The 16,769-nt window shown below is 67.7% G+C and carries 18 protein-coding genes and 1 pseudogene; 11 read left to right on the top strand and 8 right to left on the bottom strand.

All coding sequences use genetic code 11. The annotated features are described in order from the left end of the window. The first annotated feature begins 31 nt into the window (after positions 1-31). Complete coding sequence (locus ACSMFO_RS29370; RefSeq protein ID WP_083649874.1) at positions 32-403, top strand: YciI family protein; 372 nt, start codon at positions 32-34, stop codon at positions 401-403. Between the two features lie 59 nt (positions 404-462). On the opposite strand, the gene ACSMFO_RS29365 is transcribed toward ACSMFO_RS29370, so the two are convergent. Further along, complete coding sequence (locus tag ACSMFO_RS29365; RefSeq protein WP_038521769.1) at positions 463-969, bottom strand: DoxX family protein; 507 nt, start codon at positions 967-969, stop codon at positions 463-465. A 131-nt stretch (positions 970-1,100) separates the two neighbouring features. Then, positions 1,101-2,132 (bottom strand): glycerophosphodiester phosphodiesterase family protein, encoded by a 1,032-nt coding sequence (locus tag ACSMFO_RS29360; RefSeq protein WP_436461265.1) that lies wholly within the window; start codon positions 2,130-2,132, stop codon positions 1,101-1,103. A 71-nt stretch (positions 2,133-2,203) separates the two neighbouring features. On the opposite strand from ACSMFO_RS29360, the gene ACSMFO_RS29355 reads away from it, so the two are divergent. The 8 genes from ACSMFO_RS29355 to ACSMFO_RS29320 all read left to right on the top strand — a co-directional run bounded on the left by ACSMFO_RS29355 (position 2,204) and on the right by ACSMFO_RS29320 (position 8,681). Continuing rightward, on the top strand, positions 2,204-2,965 hold the full coding sequence (locus ACSMFO_RS29355) for a MerR family transcriptional regulator (protein ID WP_360120812.1): 762 nt from the start codon (positions 2,204-2,206) through the stop codon (positions 2,963-2,965). Between the two features lie 112 nt (positions 2,966-3,077). Then, on the top strand, positions 3,078-4,268 hold the full coding sequence (locus ACSMFO_RS29350; RefSeq protein WP_007032375.1) for an ATP-binding protein: 1,191 nt from the start codon (positions 3,078-3,080) through the stop codon (positions 4,266-4,268). A gap of 255 nt (positions 4,269-4,523) precedes the next feature. Then, the gene (locus ACSMFO_RS29345) at positions 4,524-4,673 is read left to right on the top strand and encodes a hypothetical protein (protein ID WP_007032374.1); all 150 of its coding nucleotides are present in this window, start codon (positions 4,524-4,526) and stop codon (positions 4,671-4,673) included. A 234-nt stretch (positions 4,674-4,907) separates the two neighbouring features. Then, positions 4,908-5,831, top strand: coding sequence for a bifunctional helix-turn-helix transcriptional regulator/GNAT family N-acetyltransferase (locus ACSMFO_RS29340; RefSeq protein WP_125732962.1), 924 nt, complete (start codon positions 4,908-4,910; stop codon positions 5,829-5,831). Between the two features lies 1 nt (position 5,832). Continuing rightward, entirely contained in the window at positions 5,833-6,108 is a 276-nt protein-coding gene (locus ACSMFO_RS29335; RefSeq protein ID WP_436461264.1) for a hypothetical protein, read from the top strand. Between the two features lie 56 nt (positions 6,109-6,164). Beyond that, the gene (locus ACSMFO_RS29330; protein WP_038521784.1) at positions 6,165-6,521 is read left to right on the top strand and encodes a YciI family protein; all 357 of its coding nucleotides are present in this window, start codon (positions 6,165-6,167) and stop codon (positions 6,519-6,521) included. A gap of 7 nt (positions 6,522-6,528) precedes the next feature. Continuing rightward, positions 6,529-7,743 (top strand): RNA polymerase sigma factor, encoded by a 1,215-nt coding sequence (locus tag ACSMFO_RS29325; RefSeq protein WP_436461263.1) that lies wholly within the window; start codon positions 6,529-6,531, stop codon positions 7,741-7,743. Positions 7,744-8,054: 311 nt separating this feature from the next. Continuing rightward, positions 8,055-8,681 (top strand): hypothetical protein, encoded by a 627-nt coding sequence (locus ACSMFO_RS29320; RefSeq protein ID WP_436461262.1) that lies wholly within the window; start codon positions 8,055-8,057, stop codon positions 8,679-8,681. Here ACSMFO_RS29320 and mctP read toward each other — a convergent pair. Then, positions 8,678-10,321 carry a monocarboxylate uptake permease MctP gene (mctP, locus tag ACSMFO_RS29315; protein WP_073845870.1) on the bottom strand — a complete coding sequence of 548 codons (1,644 nt, stop codon included), beginning with the start codon at positions 10,319-10,321 and terminating at the stop codon, positions 8,678-8,680. The two genes, ACSMFO_RS29320 and mctP, sit on opposite strands and share 4 nt — an antisense overlap. Next, complete coding sequence (locus tag ACSMFO_RS29310; protein ID WP_038521797.1) at positions 10,318-10,596, bottom strand: DUF3311 domain-containing protein; 279 nt, start codon at positions 10,594-10,596, stop codon at positions 10,318-10,320. Before ACSMFO_RS29310 ends, mctP begins: the two co-directional genes overlap by 4 nt. A gap of 204 nt (positions 10,597-10,800) precedes the next feature. Between ACSMFO_RS29310 and ACSMFO_RS29305 the strand changes: the two genes are divergently transcribed. Together ACSMFO_RS29305 and ACSMFO_RS29300 are read left to right on the top strand one after the other, a co-directional pair. Continuing rightward, complete coding sequence (locus ACSMFO_RS29305; protein WP_038521800.1) at positions 10,801-12,417, top strand: alpha/beta hydrolase; 1,617 nt, start codon at positions 10,801-10,803, stop codon at positions 12,415-12,417. 393 nt (positions 12,418-12,810) lie between these two features. Beyond that, positions 12,811-13,086, top strand: a complete 276-nt coding sequence (locus ACSMFO_RS29300; RefSeq protein ID WP_436461261.1) for a helix-turn-helix domain-containing protein — start codon at positions 12,811-12,813, stop codon at positions 13,084-13,086. Between the two features lie 241 nt (positions 13,087-13,327). Here ACSMFO_RS29300 and ACSMFO_RS29295 read toward each other — a convergent pair whose 3' ends face one another. The 4 genes and pseudogenes from ACSMFO_RS29295 to ACSMFO_RS29280 all read right to left on the bottom strand — a co-directional run bounded on the left by ACSMFO_RS29295 (position 13,328) and on the right by ACSMFO_RS29280 (position 16,696). After that, positions 13,328-13,903, bottom strand: coding sequence for an EndoU domain-containing protein (locus tag ACSMFO_RS29295; protein ID WP_436461260.1), 576 nt, complete (start codon positions 13,901-13,903; stop codon positions 13,328-13,330). Positions 13,904-13,979: 76 nt separating this feature from the next. After that, positions 13,980-15,228: pseudogene (locus ACSMFO_RS29290) on the bottom strand (hypothetical protein). Beyond that, positions 15,222-15,827 (bottom strand): ABC transporter ATP-binding protein, encoded by a 606-nt coding sequence (locus tag ACSMFO_RS29285; RefSeq protein WP_436461259.1) that lies wholly within the window; start codon positions 15,825-15,827, stop codon positions 15,222-15,224. The pseudogene ACSMFO_RS29290 and the gene ACSMFO_RS29285 overlap by 7 nt, the downstream one beginning before the upstream one ends. After that, positions 15,824-16,696: an LLM class F420-dependent oxidoreductase gene (locus ACSMFO_RS29280; RefSeq protein WP_436461258.1), complete on the bottom strand. Its 873-nt coding sequence runs from the start codon at positions 16,694-16,696 to the stop codon at positions 15,824-15,826. The genes ACSMFO_RS29285 and ACSMFO_RS29280 overlap by 4 nt, the downstream gene beginning before the upstream one ends. Between the last annotated feature and the right edge of the window lie 73 nt (positions 16,697-16,769).

Here is a 16,769-nt window from a genome sequence, read left to right as displayed (position 1 = left end):
AAAAGCCCCGCCAAGACACTGAGGAGCGACGATGCGGTTTCTGATGATGCACCGGCTGGACGAGAGCGCCCCGGAGGCCTGGAACCCCAGCAAGGAGTTCATCGAGAAGATGGGCGCCTTCATCGAGGACTCGTTCGAGAAGGGCATCCTCATCACGGCGGAGGGCGTGCACCCCTCCGAGCGGGGCGCGAAGGTCCGCAAGGCGCGCGGCGGCAAGATCACCGCGACCGACGGCCCGTTCACCGAGGCCAAGGAGGTCATCGGTGGGTTCGCGCTGATCAACGCGAAGGACCTGGCGGAGGCCGTCGCGTTCGCCGAGTCCTACGCCGCACTGTTCGACGAGATCGAGGTCGAGGTCCGCACCGTCGTCGAGGCGGAGGACATCGAGGCCTTCACCTCATGACCCCACGCGTTTAGTCCTCTGGATGCGCCTTTCGCATCCAGAGGACTAAACGCGGGTCGTCACTTCGTGATGGCCTTCTCGGCCTTCTTCGCCAGCTTCTCGGCACGCTTCTCCGTCTTGGAGGCGGCCCGCTTTGCGCGCCAGCCGAGCGACGGCTTGCCCGCGGTGTCGGCGGCGGCCAGCAGCAGGCCACCGGCGAGGCCGGCGTTCTTGATGAACTGGATCTGCTGCTGCTGACGCTCGGCCGGTTCCTTGATCTCCCAGAACCGGTGCGCCGCCAGCGTGGTCGGGACGAGGCTGCCGAGCAGCAGCATCGAGGCCAGGCGCGGCGCCTTGCCCGCGGCGAGCGCGACCCCGGCGCCGACCTTCACCGCGGCGTCGATCCGGACGAGGGTGGCGGGGTCGCGCGGCACCGATTCCGGCACCACGCCCTCCAGTTTGTCGAAGGACTCGGTGAGGAACGGCTCCACGGCTTTGGCGTGCCCCTGGGTGTCCCTCAGCGCACCGATCCCGCCGGAGATGAAGATCGCGGCGAGGAGCGGACGTGCGACGCGACGGAGAATCACGGTCGTAAACCTTTCTGGATCCGGACCCGGGAAACAAACCTATCCCCAGACTTCCCGCCCGCCACCGCGCCGAACCGCGCTAACGGTGTATCCCGGAATATTTCTCTGGTGCTAGATGACGCTAGATTTCACTAGCGGGCCCGATACGCCTTCGGCAGCTTGAAGCCGCGGTCGGCCGCGACCTGCCGCAGCCGGTCCGGATAGTCGGTGATGATGCCGTCCACGCCGTCGTCGATGAGCTTGTGCATGGTGGCCGGGTCGTCGATCGTCCAGGGCACGACCTTGATCCCCGCCCGGTGCGCCTCGGTGACCAGAGCCTTCGTGGTGAACGGCCGGTAGCCGGGGTCGCCGACCTTGCCGCCCTGCGGGTTGCCGTGCACCGGCGAAAGCGCGCTCGCGCCGAACGACTTCACCGCGCGGACGGGGCTGCCGCCGAAGTCGTCGATGTCGAGCCCGCCGAGCCAAGGCGACTTACCCGGCTGCCCGGCCTGCAGGAACTCGGGCTGGGTCAGCGCGACCGTCGGTATCCACGGCGCCACATCGCGAAGCCGCATCAGCGCGCCCCAGTCGAAGCTCTGGACGGTGACGTTGCGCGCGAACCCGCCACGCAGGATCTCGCGCACCACCCGTTGGACGAACTGCTCTCGCGGCGCCGTCTCGTGCGGCGCGGCGGCCTCGACCTTGGTCTCGATGTTGAACTCGATCCCCCAGGCGTGGTGGTCCCTGGCGAGCTGGAAGAGCTCGGCGAGCGTCGGCATCTTGGCGCCGGGGGACAGCGTCTGACCGGGGTGCGCGGGCTGCCGGATCGAGCCGCAGTCGAGCGTGCGGACCTGCGCGAACGTCAGGTCCTTCACGTACTTGCCGACGTACGGGTACGCCGGGTCGCCAGGCGTCGCCGGCGCGGTGTCGCGGCACTTCGCGGGTGTCGTCTTGCGGTCGTGGGTGATGACCTCGCGACCGTCCTTGGTGATCTGGATGTCGAGTTCGAGCGTGGTCACCCCCAGCTCCATCGCCTTGCCGAAGGACGCGAGCGTGCTCTCGACCGTGAGGCCGAGCCCGCCGCGGTGAGCCTGGATGTCGAAGGCGCGACGCGGCTGCGCGTCGGCGACCCCGGCCGCCGTCAAGGTCAGCGCAGCGGCCATGACCAGCGCGAATGTCTTCATCCGTGAACCATGCCACGGTCGGGTGAACTTCGATTGACTTTGACGCAACGTCAACCTCTACCTTCGTGGACATGCCGAACGAGACGGAGTGGTCGATCCAGGACATCGCCCGCTCGGCCGGGACCACGAGCCGCACACTGCGCCACTACGGCGACATCGGGCTGCTCGAACCGAGCCGGGTGGGGAGCAACGGATACCGCTACTACGACCAGGACGCGCTGGTGCGGCTGCAACGGATCCTGCTGCTTCGCGAACTCGGGCTGAGCCTGCCCGCGATCGGCGAAGTCCTCGAAGGGGAACAGGACACGACGGCGGCGCTACGCACGCACCTGAAGTGGCTGGAGCAGGAGCGACAGCGGCTCGGACGGCAGATCGAATCGGTCAAAACGACCTTGAAGAAGACAGAAAGAGGTGAACAACTGATGGCAACGGAAGTTTTCGACGGCTTCGACCACACGAAGTACGAGAAGGAGGTCACCGAACGCTGGGGCGCCGACGCCTACAAGCAGGGTGACCGGTGGTGGAAGTCGCTGAGCGCCGAGGACAAGAAGGCGCACCAGCAGGAACAGAAGGACATCGCGGCCGCGTTCGGCGAGGCCCGCGCGCAGGGCCTGCCCGCCGACGGTGACGAGGCCCAGGCGATCACGCGGCGGCTGTACGAATGGCTCCGGCCGGCCGTGCGAGCCGTGTCGAAGGGCTACTTCGCCGGTCTCGGGCAGCTGTACGTCGACGACCCGCGCTACGGGCAGTACGACGAGAAGCACGGCCCGGGCACCGCGGAATACATCCGCGACGCGATGACGATCTACGCGGAACGCAACCTGAGTGAGTAGGAACGAGGGACGGGGCTGCAGACCCGTCCACTCGGAGTAACCCGCCACGACACGCCTATCCCTCTATGGCGGAATATCGGGTCGATGCTAGAAACCCCGATAGCGTGTGAGAGTGGATCCCATCCGCAACCCCTTCGCGCCGGGCGCCGGTCAACGGCCGCCCGAGCTGGCAGGTCGCGTCCGCGAGCTCCAGGCCTTCGAGGTCGTGCTCGAACGGGTCGCGCGGGGGAGACCCGAACGCAGCCTGATGCTGACCGGCCTGCGTGGCGTGGGGAAGACCGTATTGCTGGGCGAGCTGCGGTCGAGGGCCATCAAGCACGGATGGGGCGCGGGCAAGATCGAGGCCCGCCCGGACACCGAACTGAGGCGGCCGCTCTCGGCCGCGCTGCACCGCGCGATCCGCGATCTCGCCGTCCGCCATCGCGCGCCGGACCGGGTCGAGCAGGTGCTGGGCGTACTCAAGGCGTTCGCGCTGCGCGCCAACAAACCGGACGCGAAGCTGCGCGACCGCTGGCAACCGGGCATCGACGTGCCCGCCGCGCAGGGCCGCGCCGATTCCGGCGACATCGAGATCGACCTGGTCGAACTGTTCACCGAGGTCGCGGAGCTGGCGGCCGACGTCGGCACCGGGGTCGCGCTGCTGATCGACGAGATCCAGGATCTGCTGCCGGAGGACGTTTCCGCGCTCTGCGCCGCCTGCCACGAACTTTCGCAGTCCGGGGCGCCGCTGGTCGTGGTCGGCGCGGGACTGCCGCACGTACCCGCCGTCCTGTCGGCGTCGAAGTCGTACTCGGAGCGTCTCTTCCGCTACGCGCGCATCGACAGGCTGGAGCGCGAAGACGCCGACCTCGCGGTGATGGCGCCGATCGAACGCGAAGACGCGGGCATCGAGCCGGAGGCGCTGGACGCCCTGTTCGACGCGTCCGGCGGCTATCCGTACTTCATCCAGGCCTACGGCAAGGCCGCCTGGGACGCCGCGCCGGCGGACCCCATCACCGTGAAGGACGTCCAGGTCGCCGCCCCGGAGGCCGAGTCCGAGCTCGCGGTCGGCTTCTTCGGCTCCCGCTACGAACGCGCGACGCCCGCGGAACGTGAGTACCTGCTCGCGATGGCGGAGCTGACGCAGGGGCGGGACGAGTCCGCCGGGACCGCCGATGTGGCCGTCTACCTGGGGCGGAAGCCTTCGTCGCTGTCACCGGCGCGGGACAGCCTGATGAAGAAGGGCCTGGTGTACTCCGCCGAGCGCGGGCACATCGCCTTCACCGTCCCGCACTTCGGCCACTACCTGCTCGGCCGGGACTAAGCCTCTCTCAGGATTTATAGCCTCGGCTTTAGAAAGCGGTAGAGAACTCTACTGCCGCTTCGTCGCGCCTTCAGCGTTATCAAGAAGTGACCGGCGCCACCAAATCTCTCCGGTTTTACGCTCATGTTGCCGATGATTCATCGGCAGGTGTGCCAAGTCACCGGATAATCGTTGGCTTCCTTGTGAAAAAGGGTGCATACTAGGAGCACAGCCACGAAGACGCAAGACCTACTCCCAAGGGGATGACAAAAACCGATGAACAACATCGCCGCCAAGCTCCGTGCCCGTCGCGCCGAGGCTCGCACTCGCCGGGCGCTGAACCGGGCGATCGACACCGCGGCCACCGCGACCGTTCGTCAGGAGCTCATCGCTATCTCCCAGGCGCGTCACACGCACATGCGCTGACCCGACAACAACCGTTGTAGGTGTCGCCCATTCGAGTGACCTACGACACATAGTGCGTGAGGTGTAACGCCGTGGAACGCGGCGTCGATACCCACTACGACCCCGTGATGCTGGCGGACCCCCGACCTGGCAGCATCACGGGGTTTCCATATGTCCGGACCCGAAAGATTTCTTGCCTTCACCGCTTCGCGGAGTAACACTTGACCTCGTCAACGAATCTGTTGAGGTGGTCAAATGAATCGATCCGCGGACCGGGTGGCGACCGTCCGGGCCTTCAACCGCCTGTACACCGGTGTGATCGGCGTCCTCGACGAAGGACCGGCCGACGCCGAGTACTCCCTGAGCGAAGCCAGGGTCATCTTCGAACTCGCGCAGCAGGACCAGACCCAGGTCACCGACCTGCGCAAACGTCTCGACCTCGACGCCGGGTACGCGAGCAGGCTGCTCGCGAGGCTCGAGGGACGCGGCCTGCTCACCCGTGAACGCAGCGACGAGGACGCCCGCCGTCAGATCGTCCGGCTGACCGAGAACGGCCGCAAAGCCTTCGCTGTCCTCGACGAACGGTCGGTGGGCAGGATCGGCTCACTGCTCGGCCGGTTCGGCGATGACGAACAGCAACGCCTGCTCGGTGCCATGGACACGATCACGTCGCTGGTCGGCGAACGCGCCGCGGATCCCACGCTGGTCCTGCGCCCGCCGCGGCCGGGTGACTTCGGCTGGGTGGTCCACCGTCACGGTGCCCTCTACTCCCGCGAGTACGGCTGGGACGAACGCTTCGAAGCACTCGTCGCCCGTGTCGTCGCGGAGTACGTCGACAGGCGCGGCGATCCGCGCCAAGCGGGCTGGATCGCCGAGCTCGACGGGGAGCGCGTCGGCAGCATCTTCTGCATGCCCGCCGAAGACGGCGTCACCGCGAAGCTGCGGATGTTGCTCCTCGAACCGGCCGCACGAGGACGGGGTGTCGGGAAACGCCTGGTCAGCGAGTGTGTCGAGTTCGCGAGGGCCTCCGGCTACCCGGCGATGGAGCTCTGGACGGTCTCGTTGCTGGAGGCGGCGAGGGCGATCTACCAGAAGGCCGGTTTCCAGCTGGTGAGCGAAGAGACGATCACGGGCTTCGGGTACGAGCTGACCGGGCAGACCTGGCGGCTGGAGCTGTGACGTGTTCGTCGTCTACTGCCCCGTCTGCGATCGGCGGTCCGTGGTCGGGGTCGGCTCGATCGATTTCGTCGACGACCTGACCCCGGGCATGATCTCCGTTTCCGGTCGCTGCCCCGACGGCCACTACGCCGTCCTGCTGACCGGGAAGTCCTTCACGCCCCATGAGCCCTGTGTGCGCGAAGTGCGGCAGGTGTTGAAACGGCGACGGCGCCGGACCAGGCTGGGTGCCTGGTTCGCGCGGCAGCGTGAACTGCACGACCGGCTCTTCCGTTATTGATGTCGATTCGCCGCGGGCTCGTTCGTCTAGGGGCCATCGATTCCAAGGAGGACACCATGCCCCAGTACGCCGGTTTCCTGCGGTCCCAGTCGGATTCGCATGATCACCTCGGCCCCGACGAAGCACAACGCGTGCTCGAGAGCTACATCGCCTGGGCCGACGAACGCACGAAGGAGGGCCGTTTCGTCGGCGGCGGCGGGCTGTCGCGAGGCGGCCGGGTGCTGCGCGGCACGGGCGGCGAGGTCGGCGCGACCGACGGGCCGCACACCGAAGCCACCGAGATCGTCGGCGGCTATCAGGTGATCGAGGCCGTGGACCTCGACCAGGCGGAGAAGATCTTCGCGACGCATCCGCATCTGAAGTTCGGGCCGATCGAGGTGCGCAAGATCGGCGAACGCGGTTGTGAGGACTGAGGTCGGCATGAGCCGCCCGGCCGGCGTGGTGGAGCATCTGTTCCGGCACAGTGCCGGGCGGATCGTCGCCACGCTGGCCAGGGCGCTCGGCCCCGAACGCCTGGACCTGGCCGAGGAGGCCGTCGCCGACGCGCTGGAGCAGGCGCTGCGGACCTGGCCGCAGAGCGGGGTGCCGGACAATCAGCGCGGCTGGCTGTTCCGGGCCGCGCGGAACCGGGCGATGGACGTCGTCCGGCGCGAACAGACCTTGCGCGCGCTGCTGCCGCGGCTCGTCGAGCTGAACGGCTACGAAGCCGACCGGCGTACGGACGACGAGCTCGTGTTGATGCTGCTGTGCTGTCATCCCGCGCTGCCGACGGTCTCGCAGGTGGCGCTGACGCTGAAGACCGTCGGTGGGCTCGGGGTGAACGAGATCGCGGCGGCTCTGCTGACGAAACCGGCGACCGTGGCGCAGCGGCTCGTGCGGGCGAAGAAATGGCTGCGGGAATCGGGGAAGCCGCTCACCCTGCCAGGGCCGGACGCGCTGGAGTCCAGAGTGGACAGTGTGCTGGCCGTGCTCTATCTGCTGTTCAACGAGGGCTATGACGCGACCACCGGCGAGGTCGCGGTGCGCGGCGAACTGTGCGGCGAGGCGATCCGGCTGGGGCGGCTGCTGCTGGCCGAGCCGAAGACGGATCTGCCGAGGGTGCGGGCGCTGGTCGCGCTGATGCTGTTGCAGGGGAGCAGGCTGCCCGCGCGGGTGGACCGCGACGGTGACCTGCTGCTGCTCGACGAGCAGGACCGGGACCGCTGGGATCACGCGATGATCGCCGAGGGGACTCGGCTGTTCGAGCGGGCGTGCACCGGGCCGGAGATGTCGGCGTATCACGTCGAAGCGGCGATCGCGCTGTGCCACGGCACAGCCTCGCCGCCGGATTGGCGCCGGATCGTCTGCCTGTACGACGACCTGCTGGCGTTGCGGCCGTCGCCCGTGGCGCGGCTGAATCGCGCGATCGCGCTTTCGATGGTGGACGGTGCGGCGGCCGGGATCGCCGAACTCGAAGCCGTCGAGGCCGATCTGCCGGACTACACGCTGCTGCCCGCCGTCCTCGGCGCGCTGTGGCTGCGCGCCGGCGACCCCGGACGAGCCGCGGACCACTACCGGCGCGCGCTCGCGCTGCCCTGCTCGGAGCCCCAGCGTCGCTTCCTCAGCCGACGACTGGCGTCCTGCTCACCCGATTGACCAGGCCTTTTTCGCTTCCCCGCGCGTACCCCACCCCCCACCGCTCCCAGGGGGGCGCGCCCCGCACCAGCGTATCGGGAGGGGGCGACGCGGGGCGGGTTCCGGCGGTGGTGAGGGCCGAGTTGTCCACAACGGCGGGTGGGTGTGGACAACTCGGGTGGATGTCTCAAAGGAGCCTTCGGGACATCGAGCGTCTCAAAGGGACCCTTCAGGACACGGAGATCCGGCGGGCGGGGTGACGCGAAAGCCACTTTCGCGAAGTCCAGCGCGGAAGACACCCTCAGTTCACGCGGGCACGGTTACGTGGGGGAGTGAACTGGACGGCGTACGTCGACGGCTACTGCGAACGCCTCGCTCCCGGCCTCTGGAGCGAGCCGCTCAACAGTCTCAGCAATCTCGCGTTCCTGATCGCGGCGATCGCGGTCTGGCGGCAGCCGAAAGGCCGCGTCTTCGCCGTCCTCATCGGACTGGTGTTCCTCGGCAGCACGGCCTTCCACCTGCTCGCCACCCGCTGGTCCGCGGCCGCCGACACCGGCTTCATCCTGGTGTTCGTCCTGTACTACGCCGCCGTGTTCCCGCATCTGTTCTTCGGCGTCCGCCGCGGGCTCTCGTGGCTCGGCATCCCCGTGTTCCTCGCCTTCACCGCCGTCGTCGCGTCACTGGGCGGCGGGCTGTACCTCTCGGCCTTGCTCGGGCTCGTGATCTTCGCGGTCATCCTCAAGGGTGAACATCGCCGCAGGTTCGCCCTCGCCGCGGGCGTATTCGGGGTGTCCCTGTCGTTCCGCACGGCCGACCACACGGTCTGCGGCAGCTTCCCCGCCGGGACGCACCTCCTCTGGCACCTGCTGAACGGTCTAGTGCTCTACCTGGCGGCGACCGCGGCAATGAGAAGGGCCGCGTCCCGGCAGGACGCGGCCCCTTCGATCAGCGGTGACTAGTGGACGCCGATTTCGCGGAGATCCTTGTCGTGTTCATCGGCGTGGTAATCCTCGGCCTCGGTGTCGTCCGTGCCGTTGAAGACCTTCAGCTGCCGCGCGATCACCGTGAAGATCACGGCGACCAACAGGTTCGCGATCAGCGCCACGAAACCGACGTAGATCTGCAGCTGCGAGCCGCTGAGCGGGTGCCAGCCGAAGATCGACAGGTCCCCGAGCTTCAGCGCCGAGCCACCGAAGTGCGCCTTGCCGGTCGCCGGGTTCGGGATGTTGTAGAGCATGATCAGGCCCCACCCGATGCCGACCACCCAGCCGGCGATCAGGCCCCAGCGGTGGAACCACCGCGTGTAGAGCGAGATCGCCACCGCGGGCAGCGTCTGCAGGATCAGCACACCGCCGATGAGCTGCAGGTCGATCGAGAACTGCGGGTCGATGAACAGGATGAACGCCACCGCGCCGAACTTCACGATCAGCGAAGCGAGCTTGGCCTGCTTCGCCTCCTGGCCCGGTGTCGCGTTCTTCTTGATGTACTCCTTGTAGATGTTGCGGGTCCACAGGTTGGCCGCCGCGATCGACATGATCGCCGCGGGCACCAGCGCGCCGATACCGATCGCGGCGAACGCGATCCCGGCGAACCACGACGAGAACTGCGTGTCGAACAGCACCGGGACGACGGTGTTCGTGTCGGGCTTGCCGGTGGCGTTGTTCGTGATCGGCTTGACCGAGGCACTGATCGCGACGTAGCCGAGCAGCGCCAGCAGGCCCAGGACCAGCGAATACGCCGGCAGCGCGACCATGTTCCGCTTGATCACGCTGCGGCCGCGCGAGGCGAGCACGCTGGTGAGCGAGTGCGGGTACAGGAACAGCGCGAGCGCCGAACCGAGCGCCAGCGTGGCGTACTGCAACTGGTTGTTGGCGTTGAGCAGGATGCCGTCAGCCGGAGACGGCGTCTTGTCGAACTTCGCGTCGGCCGCGTCGAAGATCGCCGACCAGCCGCCGAGCTTCGAGGGCAGGTAGATGATCGCCACGAGGATCACGAGGTAGATCAGGATGTCCTTGACGAACGCGATCAGCGCGGGCGCGCGAAGGCCCGACTGGTAGGTGTAGACCGCCAGGATGATGAAAGCGACCAGCAGCGGCAGGTGACCGACGATGCCGGAGCCGTTGATGCCCATGGTCCGCAGGACCGCCTCGAGCCCGACGAGCTGCAGCGCGATGTACGGCATCGTCGCGATGATGCCGGTGATCGCGATCAGCAGCGCCAGCGTCGGCGAACCGAACCGGCCGCGGACGAAGTCGGCGGGGGTGACGTAGCCGCGGACGCGCGAGACCGACCACATGCGCAGCGCCGGCATCAACACGATCGGGTAGACGATGATCGTGTACGGCAGCGCGAACAGGCCCATCGCGCCCGCGCTGAACATCAGCGCGGGAACGGCCACGAACGTGTAAGCCGTGTAGAGGTCACCGCCGAGCAGGAACCAGGTGATCCACGAGCCGAACTTGCGGCCGCCGAGACCCCACTCGTCCAGGTGATCGAGGGTATTGCCGGCCTTCCAGCGAGACGCGACGAAGCCGAGAACGGTGACGACCGCGAAGAGGATCGTGAAGATGATCAGCTCGGGCCACTGGATGTTGGTCACTTGACGTCCCCCTCGTCGAGCTCGTCCACGGACAGCCGGTCGGGACGCTCACTGGTCGGCTTGTCCTTCGTCATCACGTAGACGATCCATGTGCAGAGGACACCGACCACCACGAAGACGAATTGGAACCAGTAGAAGAACGGCATCCCGAACAGCCGGGGACCGTCCGAATTGAACAAGGACGTGATCAGCACCAGCAACGGGATGATCAACAGGAGGTTCCAGGGGCTGAACTGAAAACCCCTCACCTTCCCGTCTGCCTTACCTGACGCCATCGGACCTCACCTAACGTTCCCGTACCCCCGGATCGACCCGATGACCCTAGAACCTCTCCCCCGTCCGGGTCACGCTTGCCTGATATCGATTTGATCAGCGACGCCTCATACGACGAAGGGCGGTTGCCGTCGGAGTCCCCGGCGGATATCAATAGCCGCAAGTCGCGAACAGGAACTTCGCACGCAACATCAAAGGGGCATCGGATGAAGAAACTCCGCTATGCGGTGGTGATCCCGGCTGTCGCCGGCACCATGCTGGCCGGGTTCACGCCTGCGTTCGCAGGGCCGGAGGCTGCCGGGCAGCAGCCGCTGAACTCCACCAACATTCCGGCGAAGTACGCGGACCAGAAACTGGACTGGCACAAGTGCACCGCCGGCGAGCTGCCGTCCGCGCCGCCTCCGGGGGCCGAGAACATCGAGTGTGCGACCTACCGCGCGCCGCGTAACTGGTACAAGACGAACGAGGCCATCGACCTGACGATCGCCGTCAGCCGCCTCGCCGCCACCAGCGGCAACGCGACGGCCAGTGTCATCACGAACCCGGGTGGCCCCGGCGCTCCCGGCCGTAACTTCCCGGCCCGTCTGCGTAACCAGACGAAGCTGCGCGCGAACCAGGAGATCATCGGTCTCGACCCGCGCGGCACCGGCAAGAGCACCAACATCACCTGCGGCAACGCGATCGGCACCGGCTCCGACCTGGACCCGCGCGACCGCAGCCGGGCGAACCTCAACCTGATCCTGGACGCCACCAAGTACGCGGCGGACTCGTGCCAGGTGAAGTCCGGCGAGCTGGGCCCGCTCATCAACACCGCCCAGACCATCCGCGACATCGACCTGCTGCGTGTCCTCCTGGGCCGCGACAAGATCAACTGGGTCGGCTACTCGGCGGGCACCTGGATGGGCGCGCACTACGCGCAGCAGTTCCCCACCCGGACCGGCCGCTTCCTGCTCGACTCCTCGACCGAGTTCACCACCACCTGGCAGAACTCGTTCGACGGTCAGCCGCTCGGCTTCGAGCGCCGCTGGCGTCAGGACTTCCTGCCGTGGATGGGCAAGTACGACAAGGTCTACGGCTTCGGCAAGAACGGTGAAGCCGCTCGCCAGACCTACGAGAAGGTCCGCTTCGCGCTGACCCAGAACCCGGTCGAGGTGGACGGCGTCCCGGTTTCGGCCAACGCCCTCGACTCGACCATCGCGTCGTACCTCTACTCGAAGCGCAACTTCCCGGCGCTGGCCGACTACCTGGTCAACCTGAAGACGCTGACCGAGGGCACCTCGTCGCAGCAGCAGAAGGCCTCGGCCGCGCAGAAGGTCAAGGCCGAGACCGTCGACGGTGACGGCGTCATCGGCCCGCAGCCGCTGTTCGTCCCGAGTGACGGCGACTCCTACAACGCCAGCTTCTGGTCCATCCCCTGCAACGAGGGCAAGTGGACCGGCACCCGGCAGAGCGTCATCCGCCAGTCGCAGAAGCTGATCGACCGCGATCTGCCGCTGCTCGGCGCCGGCTGGCTGATCCAGCCGTGCATCTTCTGGAAGAACAAGCCGGTCGACCTGCCGAAGCTCGACGGCCGCGGCGTCCCGCCGGTGCTGATCGTCCAGTCGGTGCACGACCCCGCGACCCCGATCGAGGGCGCGACCCGTGCGCACCGCGCGTTCGCGAACTCGCGGATGATCACCGTGACCGGTGAAGGTGACCACGGTATCTACGCCGGCGGCAACGTGGGTGTGGACAAGGTCGTGGAGGACTACCTCGTCGACGGCAAGGTGCCGAACGACCAGAGTCTCCCCGGACTCCCACTTCCGGTGCCCGCGGGCGCCTGAAGCCACTAGGGATTGTGGCCCCGTCGAGTTTCGGCTCGGCGGGGCCCTTTTCTTGGGGTTGTCCACGACCTGTGCACAGAGTTGTCCACAGGCTGGGGGTAACTCGGCACGGGCCGGTCGTAAGTGGCGATTCGGATTTGAGGCCAAGAGCGTCCCAAGTACCTACTGCAGGTGCACGGAATGGCGCTTTCGCGTGATCAGCTGGACGACACGCGTGTTTGGATGGACGACACGCGTGATCCGGTGGACGGTTCGTGGCGTGTCGTCCATCCAGTCACGCGTGTCGTCCGCCCAATCACGTGACATCGCCGGTGCCGCACCTCGTGAGTGGTAAGGACGGTGCAACCCGAATCGCCACTCACGACCAATCCGACCGGTATTAGTATTGGGCCCATGGTGCGAGTGCCGTTGACGGACGAGGAACGCGAACGTGGCGAGCGGCTGGGGCTGGCGCTCCGGGACGCGCGCGCGGCGTCGTCGCGGAGCATGGTCGAGATCGCGGCCGAGGCCGGGATCTCGGTGGAGACGCTTCGGAAGATCGAGACCGGGCGGATCCCGACGCCCGCCTTCTTCACCGTGATGGCGATCGCGGACGCCGTCGCGCTGCCGCTGGACGCGCTGCGTTCGGCCGCCGAGGGCGACGCCGAAGAGGTCGCCGAAGCGAGCTGACGAGGGCTTCAGCACCGCTTCGTGACCAGCGGGCGTACGCGAAGCGGTGAAGGACGCTTTCGCTGCATCACATGCGGTCAAGGCCCCCTTCATCCCACTTTCCACAGGGCCCCGCCGTTGTGGACAACTACCGCCCTCGATCCCCTTCCACCCCGTTCCCGTCACCCACCGCCGATACGCTGGTGCAGGGCGCGCCCCCCAGGGATGGGTGGGGGGTGGGGTTGCGCGGGTGACGCAGAGATCAGGGGCGCAGAGCGGCCAGGGCGTGTGCCCGGTCGTTCAGGTAGAGGAAACCGTCGATCGGCAGGTCGAAGCTGTTCAGCAGGCTTTCCAGGGTGGCGTACTCGTCCACGCCGAGGTTCAGGTTCTCCTTCAGCGCGTGCGCGACGAGGACGTCCGCCAGTTCTTCCCACTCACCCGACCAGTGCAACGTGCGGTAGAAGGCCAGGACGTCCGGCGTGATCCGGTCGCCGATCTGGTCGAGCAGGCTGTCGCCGAAGAAGCTGATCCGGCCGGCGGCGAGGTCGGCGACGGTCGGGTTCGCCGGGTCGGCGGCGGTGTCGGGATTGCGGACCACGCCGGGGCCCGCCACCGGATAACCCGTCTTGACGTGGCCGTTGTCTTCGACCAGCACGATCAGGTGCACGCCGTACCGTTCGCCGGCGCAGCGCCAACGGCCGTTGTGGAGTCTGAGGCGGGGTTCGCTCGGATCGTTCGCGACGTCCTTGATCACCGCGATGATCTGCTCGTCGGTCCAGCCCGCGGGGAACTCGCTGGTCGCCCGCCGCCCCTTTCCCGGTGCGTGCCCGCCGCCCACTCGTGCTCCTTTCGTCGCATCGAGGGTAACCCGCGTTCGGAGTATCCGAATGATCCGAACGCGGGAACGGGTGACCTCAGGCGATCACGCTGAGCAAGACGGCACCGACGACGAGGACGTCCACGCCGCGCAAGGCCTGCAGCCCGGCCGCCCCGCCGCTGACGTCGTAGTTCATCGGCGGCCGGGTCGCCGTCCGCAACGCGGCGAAGACCGCGAGCGGGATCGCGAGCCACACCGGCCAGGCCGGGATCACGCCGAGGAGCAGCGTCACGAGACCGAGCAGGATCCCCCAAGCGATACCGAGCAGGGTGATCACCAGCCCGTTGACCAGCCGCAACTCCCAGTCGGACGCGCCGAGCCACCGCCTGCGGCCGGGGTTGCACCACAGTTCGCCGAGCCCGCCGACGAACGGCACGAGCGCCGCGTACGCGCCGAGCGTGAACAGCGCCGCCGCGGGGATCGCCGGGAAGGCCAGGTGCGCGACGCCGGCCAGGCACGCGATCACCACGCTCGCCGCCGCGTAGCGCGCCCGGCCGAGCACCCCGGCCCACGCGAGCCGCAGCGCCGTCGGACGCCGCAGCGACAGCCACGGGCACCGGTTTCGACTCCGGGATCAGCAGCATGGGATCCATGAACACCGCGGCCATCGCCCGCAGCAGCCGCGCGTTCCAGCCGTCGACGAGTTCCTGACGGCCGACCCCGGACATCGGCTCGCCGCCGAAGGCCACCGCGACCGCCACCACGAACAACGCGCCGGCCAGTACCTCGACGGCGACCGGGCCGAGGCCCGCGGCCGCGAACGCCAGACCGGCGAGCGCGAGCACGACCGGCGCGAGCGTTTCCCCGCGGATCGCCGTCCGCCGCGCGGTGACGGCGGCCAGGATCGCGCCGGAGGCGGTCAACGCCGACATCGCGATCCACACGTCCTTCGATCCGCCGCCGATCGCGGTGACCAGCGCCCCGGTGTAACCGACCACCAGGACCAGGCCGAACCACAGCGTCCACATCCGCTTCACGACGACACGGCGCCTGTCGACGCGGGCGAAGTCCATCCACGTCAGCGCCGCCGGTTCGGCCCAGACGAAACCACGGCGCAGCAGGCCGCGCCAGAACATCGCGCAGAGCACGACCAGCAGCCCGAAGACCGCCGGGAAGTCCACAACGGACTGTCCAAAGAGGAAATCGCGGAGCTTCGGCAGGTTCTGGAAGGCGGTGAACAGTGCGCCGAACCCGAACAGTGCCAGGAAGGTCTGGTAGTCGCCGTCGAGCAGGCCGCCGAACCGCTGCCGTCCCGGGACGTGCGTGGGCGCCTTCGTGGTCACCACAACTCGAGGGTGGAGTCGGCCGCTTCGAGCAGCGGCGGGTGATGCGTGGCCACGACGACGGCCGCCCCGGCGTCGGTCGAACGCTTGATCAACGACGTCAGCCATTCCTTCCCCGCGACGTCGAGCGCCCGCTCGGGCTCGTCGAGCAGCAGGACGTCGTGCGGCCGCGACGTCGCGCCGAGGAGCAACAGCCGACGACGTTGCCCGGCCGAGAACTTGCCCGCGGCGACCTTCGCCCGCTCGGCGAGCCCCGCGTCCGCGAGGAGCGCGTCGAAATCGCCGAGATCGGCGCCGAACGAGCCTTCCAGCAGTTCGAGATGCTGGAGCGGGGTCAGCTCGGCGAAGAAATCGGAGTCGTCGAACAGGACGGAAACCTTGCGACGGAAGGAAACATCGCGTTCGTCGGGTTTTCCGCCCGCGACGACGACGCGGCCGCGCTGCGGAGTTTGCGTGCCGTACAAACACCGCAGCAGGGTCGATTTCCCGACTCCGTTGGGGCCGACGATGACCGCGCATTCGCCGGCGTCGACCTCGAAGTCGAGGCCGTCGAACAACCAGTGCTCCCCGGCCTGGACGCCGAGCCCGCGTACGTCGATCATTTGCCGCGCAAGGATTCGATCACCGGAGCGAGCGCGTCCATGTTGTGTTCCAGCACGGTGAAGTAGGTGAAGCCGAAGCGTTCGCGATGCGCCAGGATCTGTTCCGCGATCTGCTCGTGGGTGCCGACCAAAGCCGTCGGCAGTTCGGCGAGTTGTTCGACGGTGAGCTTGCCGTCGAGTAACTCTCGCAGGCTCTCCAACCCTTTTCTCCGGTCTTCGACCACGGCGACGAAATGCGAGAGGATATTGAATTCGACCGCGCGGCCGTTCAGTTTCCCGCGGACGAAGTTCACCCGCTCCTCGATTCCGGCGGCGTCGTCGACGGCGAGCGCACCGCCGTCGGGAACGGCCGCCGTGCCGGTGAAGCCGATGATGTCGGCGTGTTCGGCGGCGAGGGTGAGGAGCCTGTCGCCACGGCCGGCGATCATCAGCGGCGGGCCCGGTTTCTGCACCGTCGGCGGTTTGTGGTTTTCGTCGGCATAGAGCCGTTTCAGCTCTTTTATGGTGTTTTCGAGATGGTCGACGCGTTTGCCCGCACGCGGGAACTCCATTCCCGCCGCTTCGAATTCGGCCTTCACGTAACCGGCCCCCAGGCCGAGCTCCAGCCTGCCTTCGGTGAACTGGTCCGTGCCGGTGACGTCGCGGGCCAGCAGCACCGGGTTGTAGAAGGCGGTGTTGATGACGAAAGTGTTGAGCCGAGGGCGGTTCGTCACCTCGGCGGCGAGCACGAGGGCCGGGAACGGCGGCGCCATGCCGAGGTGGTCGGCCGCGCCGATCACGTCGAATCCGAGGTCCTCGGCCTTGCGGCACTTTTCGACCCACGCGGCACGGCTTTCCGGGACGACCATGTTGACGCCGAATTTGACCATGCGGCCACGGTACCGAGCGCACAGGAAGAAGGCCTCATCCTCGGGAATGACTCCGAGGATGAGGCCTTCTCCG

The sequence above is a fragment of the Amycolatopsis sp. w19 genome, assembly GCF_051373225.1.
Taxonomy (GTDB): domain Bacteria; phylum Actinomycetota; class Actinomycetes; order Mycobacteriales; family Pseudonocardiaceae; genus Amycolatopsis; species Amycolatopsis japonica.
Note: the sequence above shows the minus strand (reverse complement) of the source record. Positions and strands in the feature narration are given on the sequence as shown.

Excerpts from the sequence above, each read along its gene's own strand:
- ACSMFO_RS29370 (WP_083649874.1), top strand. The coding sequence starts at position 32 with ATGCGGTTTCTGATGATGCACCGGCTGGACGAGAGCGCCCCGGAGGCC.
- ACSMFO_RS29360 (WP_436461265.1), bottom strand. The coding sequence starts at position 2,132 with ATGAAGACATTCGCGCTGGTCATGGCCGCTGCGCTGACCTTGACGGCG.
- ACSMFO_RS29355 (WP_360120812.1), top strand. The coding sequence starts at position 2,204 with ATGCCGAACGAGACGGAGTGGTCGATCCAGGACATCGCCCGCTCGGCC.
- ACSMFO_RS29345 (WP_007032374.1), top strand. The coding sequence starts at position 4,524 with ATGAACAACATCGCCGCCAAGCTCCGTGCCCGTCGCGCCGAGGCTCGC.
- ACSMFO_RS29340 (WP_125732962.1), top strand. The coding sequence starts at position 4,908 with ATGAATCGATCCGCGGACCGGGTGGCGACCGTCCGGGCCTTCAACCGC.
- ACSMFO_RS29330 (WP_038521784.1), top strand. The coding sequence starts at position 6,165 with ATGCCCCAGTACGCCGGTTTCCTGCGGTCCCAGTCGGATTCGCATGAT.
- ACSMFO_RS29325 (WP_436461263.1), top strand. The coding sequence starts at position 6,529 with ATGAGCCGCCCGGCCGGCGTGGTGGAGCATCTGTTCCGGCACAGTGCC.
- ACSMFO_RS29310 (WP_038521797.1), bottom strand. The coding sequence starts at position 10,596 with ATGGCGTCAGGTAAGGCAGACGGGAAGGTGAGGGGTTTTCAGTTCAGC.
- ACSMFO_RS29305 (WP_038521800.1), top strand. The coding sequence starts at position 10,801 with ATGAAGAAACTCCGCTATGCGGTGGTGATCCCGGCTGTCGCCGGCACC.
- ACSMFO_RS29300 (WP_436461261.1), top strand. The coding sequence starts at position 12,811 with ATGGTGCGAGTGCCGTTGACGGACGAGGAACGCGAACGTGGCGAGCGG.
- ACSMFO_RS29285 (WP_436461259.1), bottom strand. The coding sequence starts at position 15,827 with ATGATCGACGTACGCGGGCTCGGCGTCCAGGCCGGGGAGCACTGGTTG.
- ACSMFO_RS29280 (WP_436461258.1), bottom strand. The coding sequence starts at position 16,696 with ATGGTCAAATTCGGCGTCAACATGGTCGTCCCGGAAAGCCGTGCCGCG.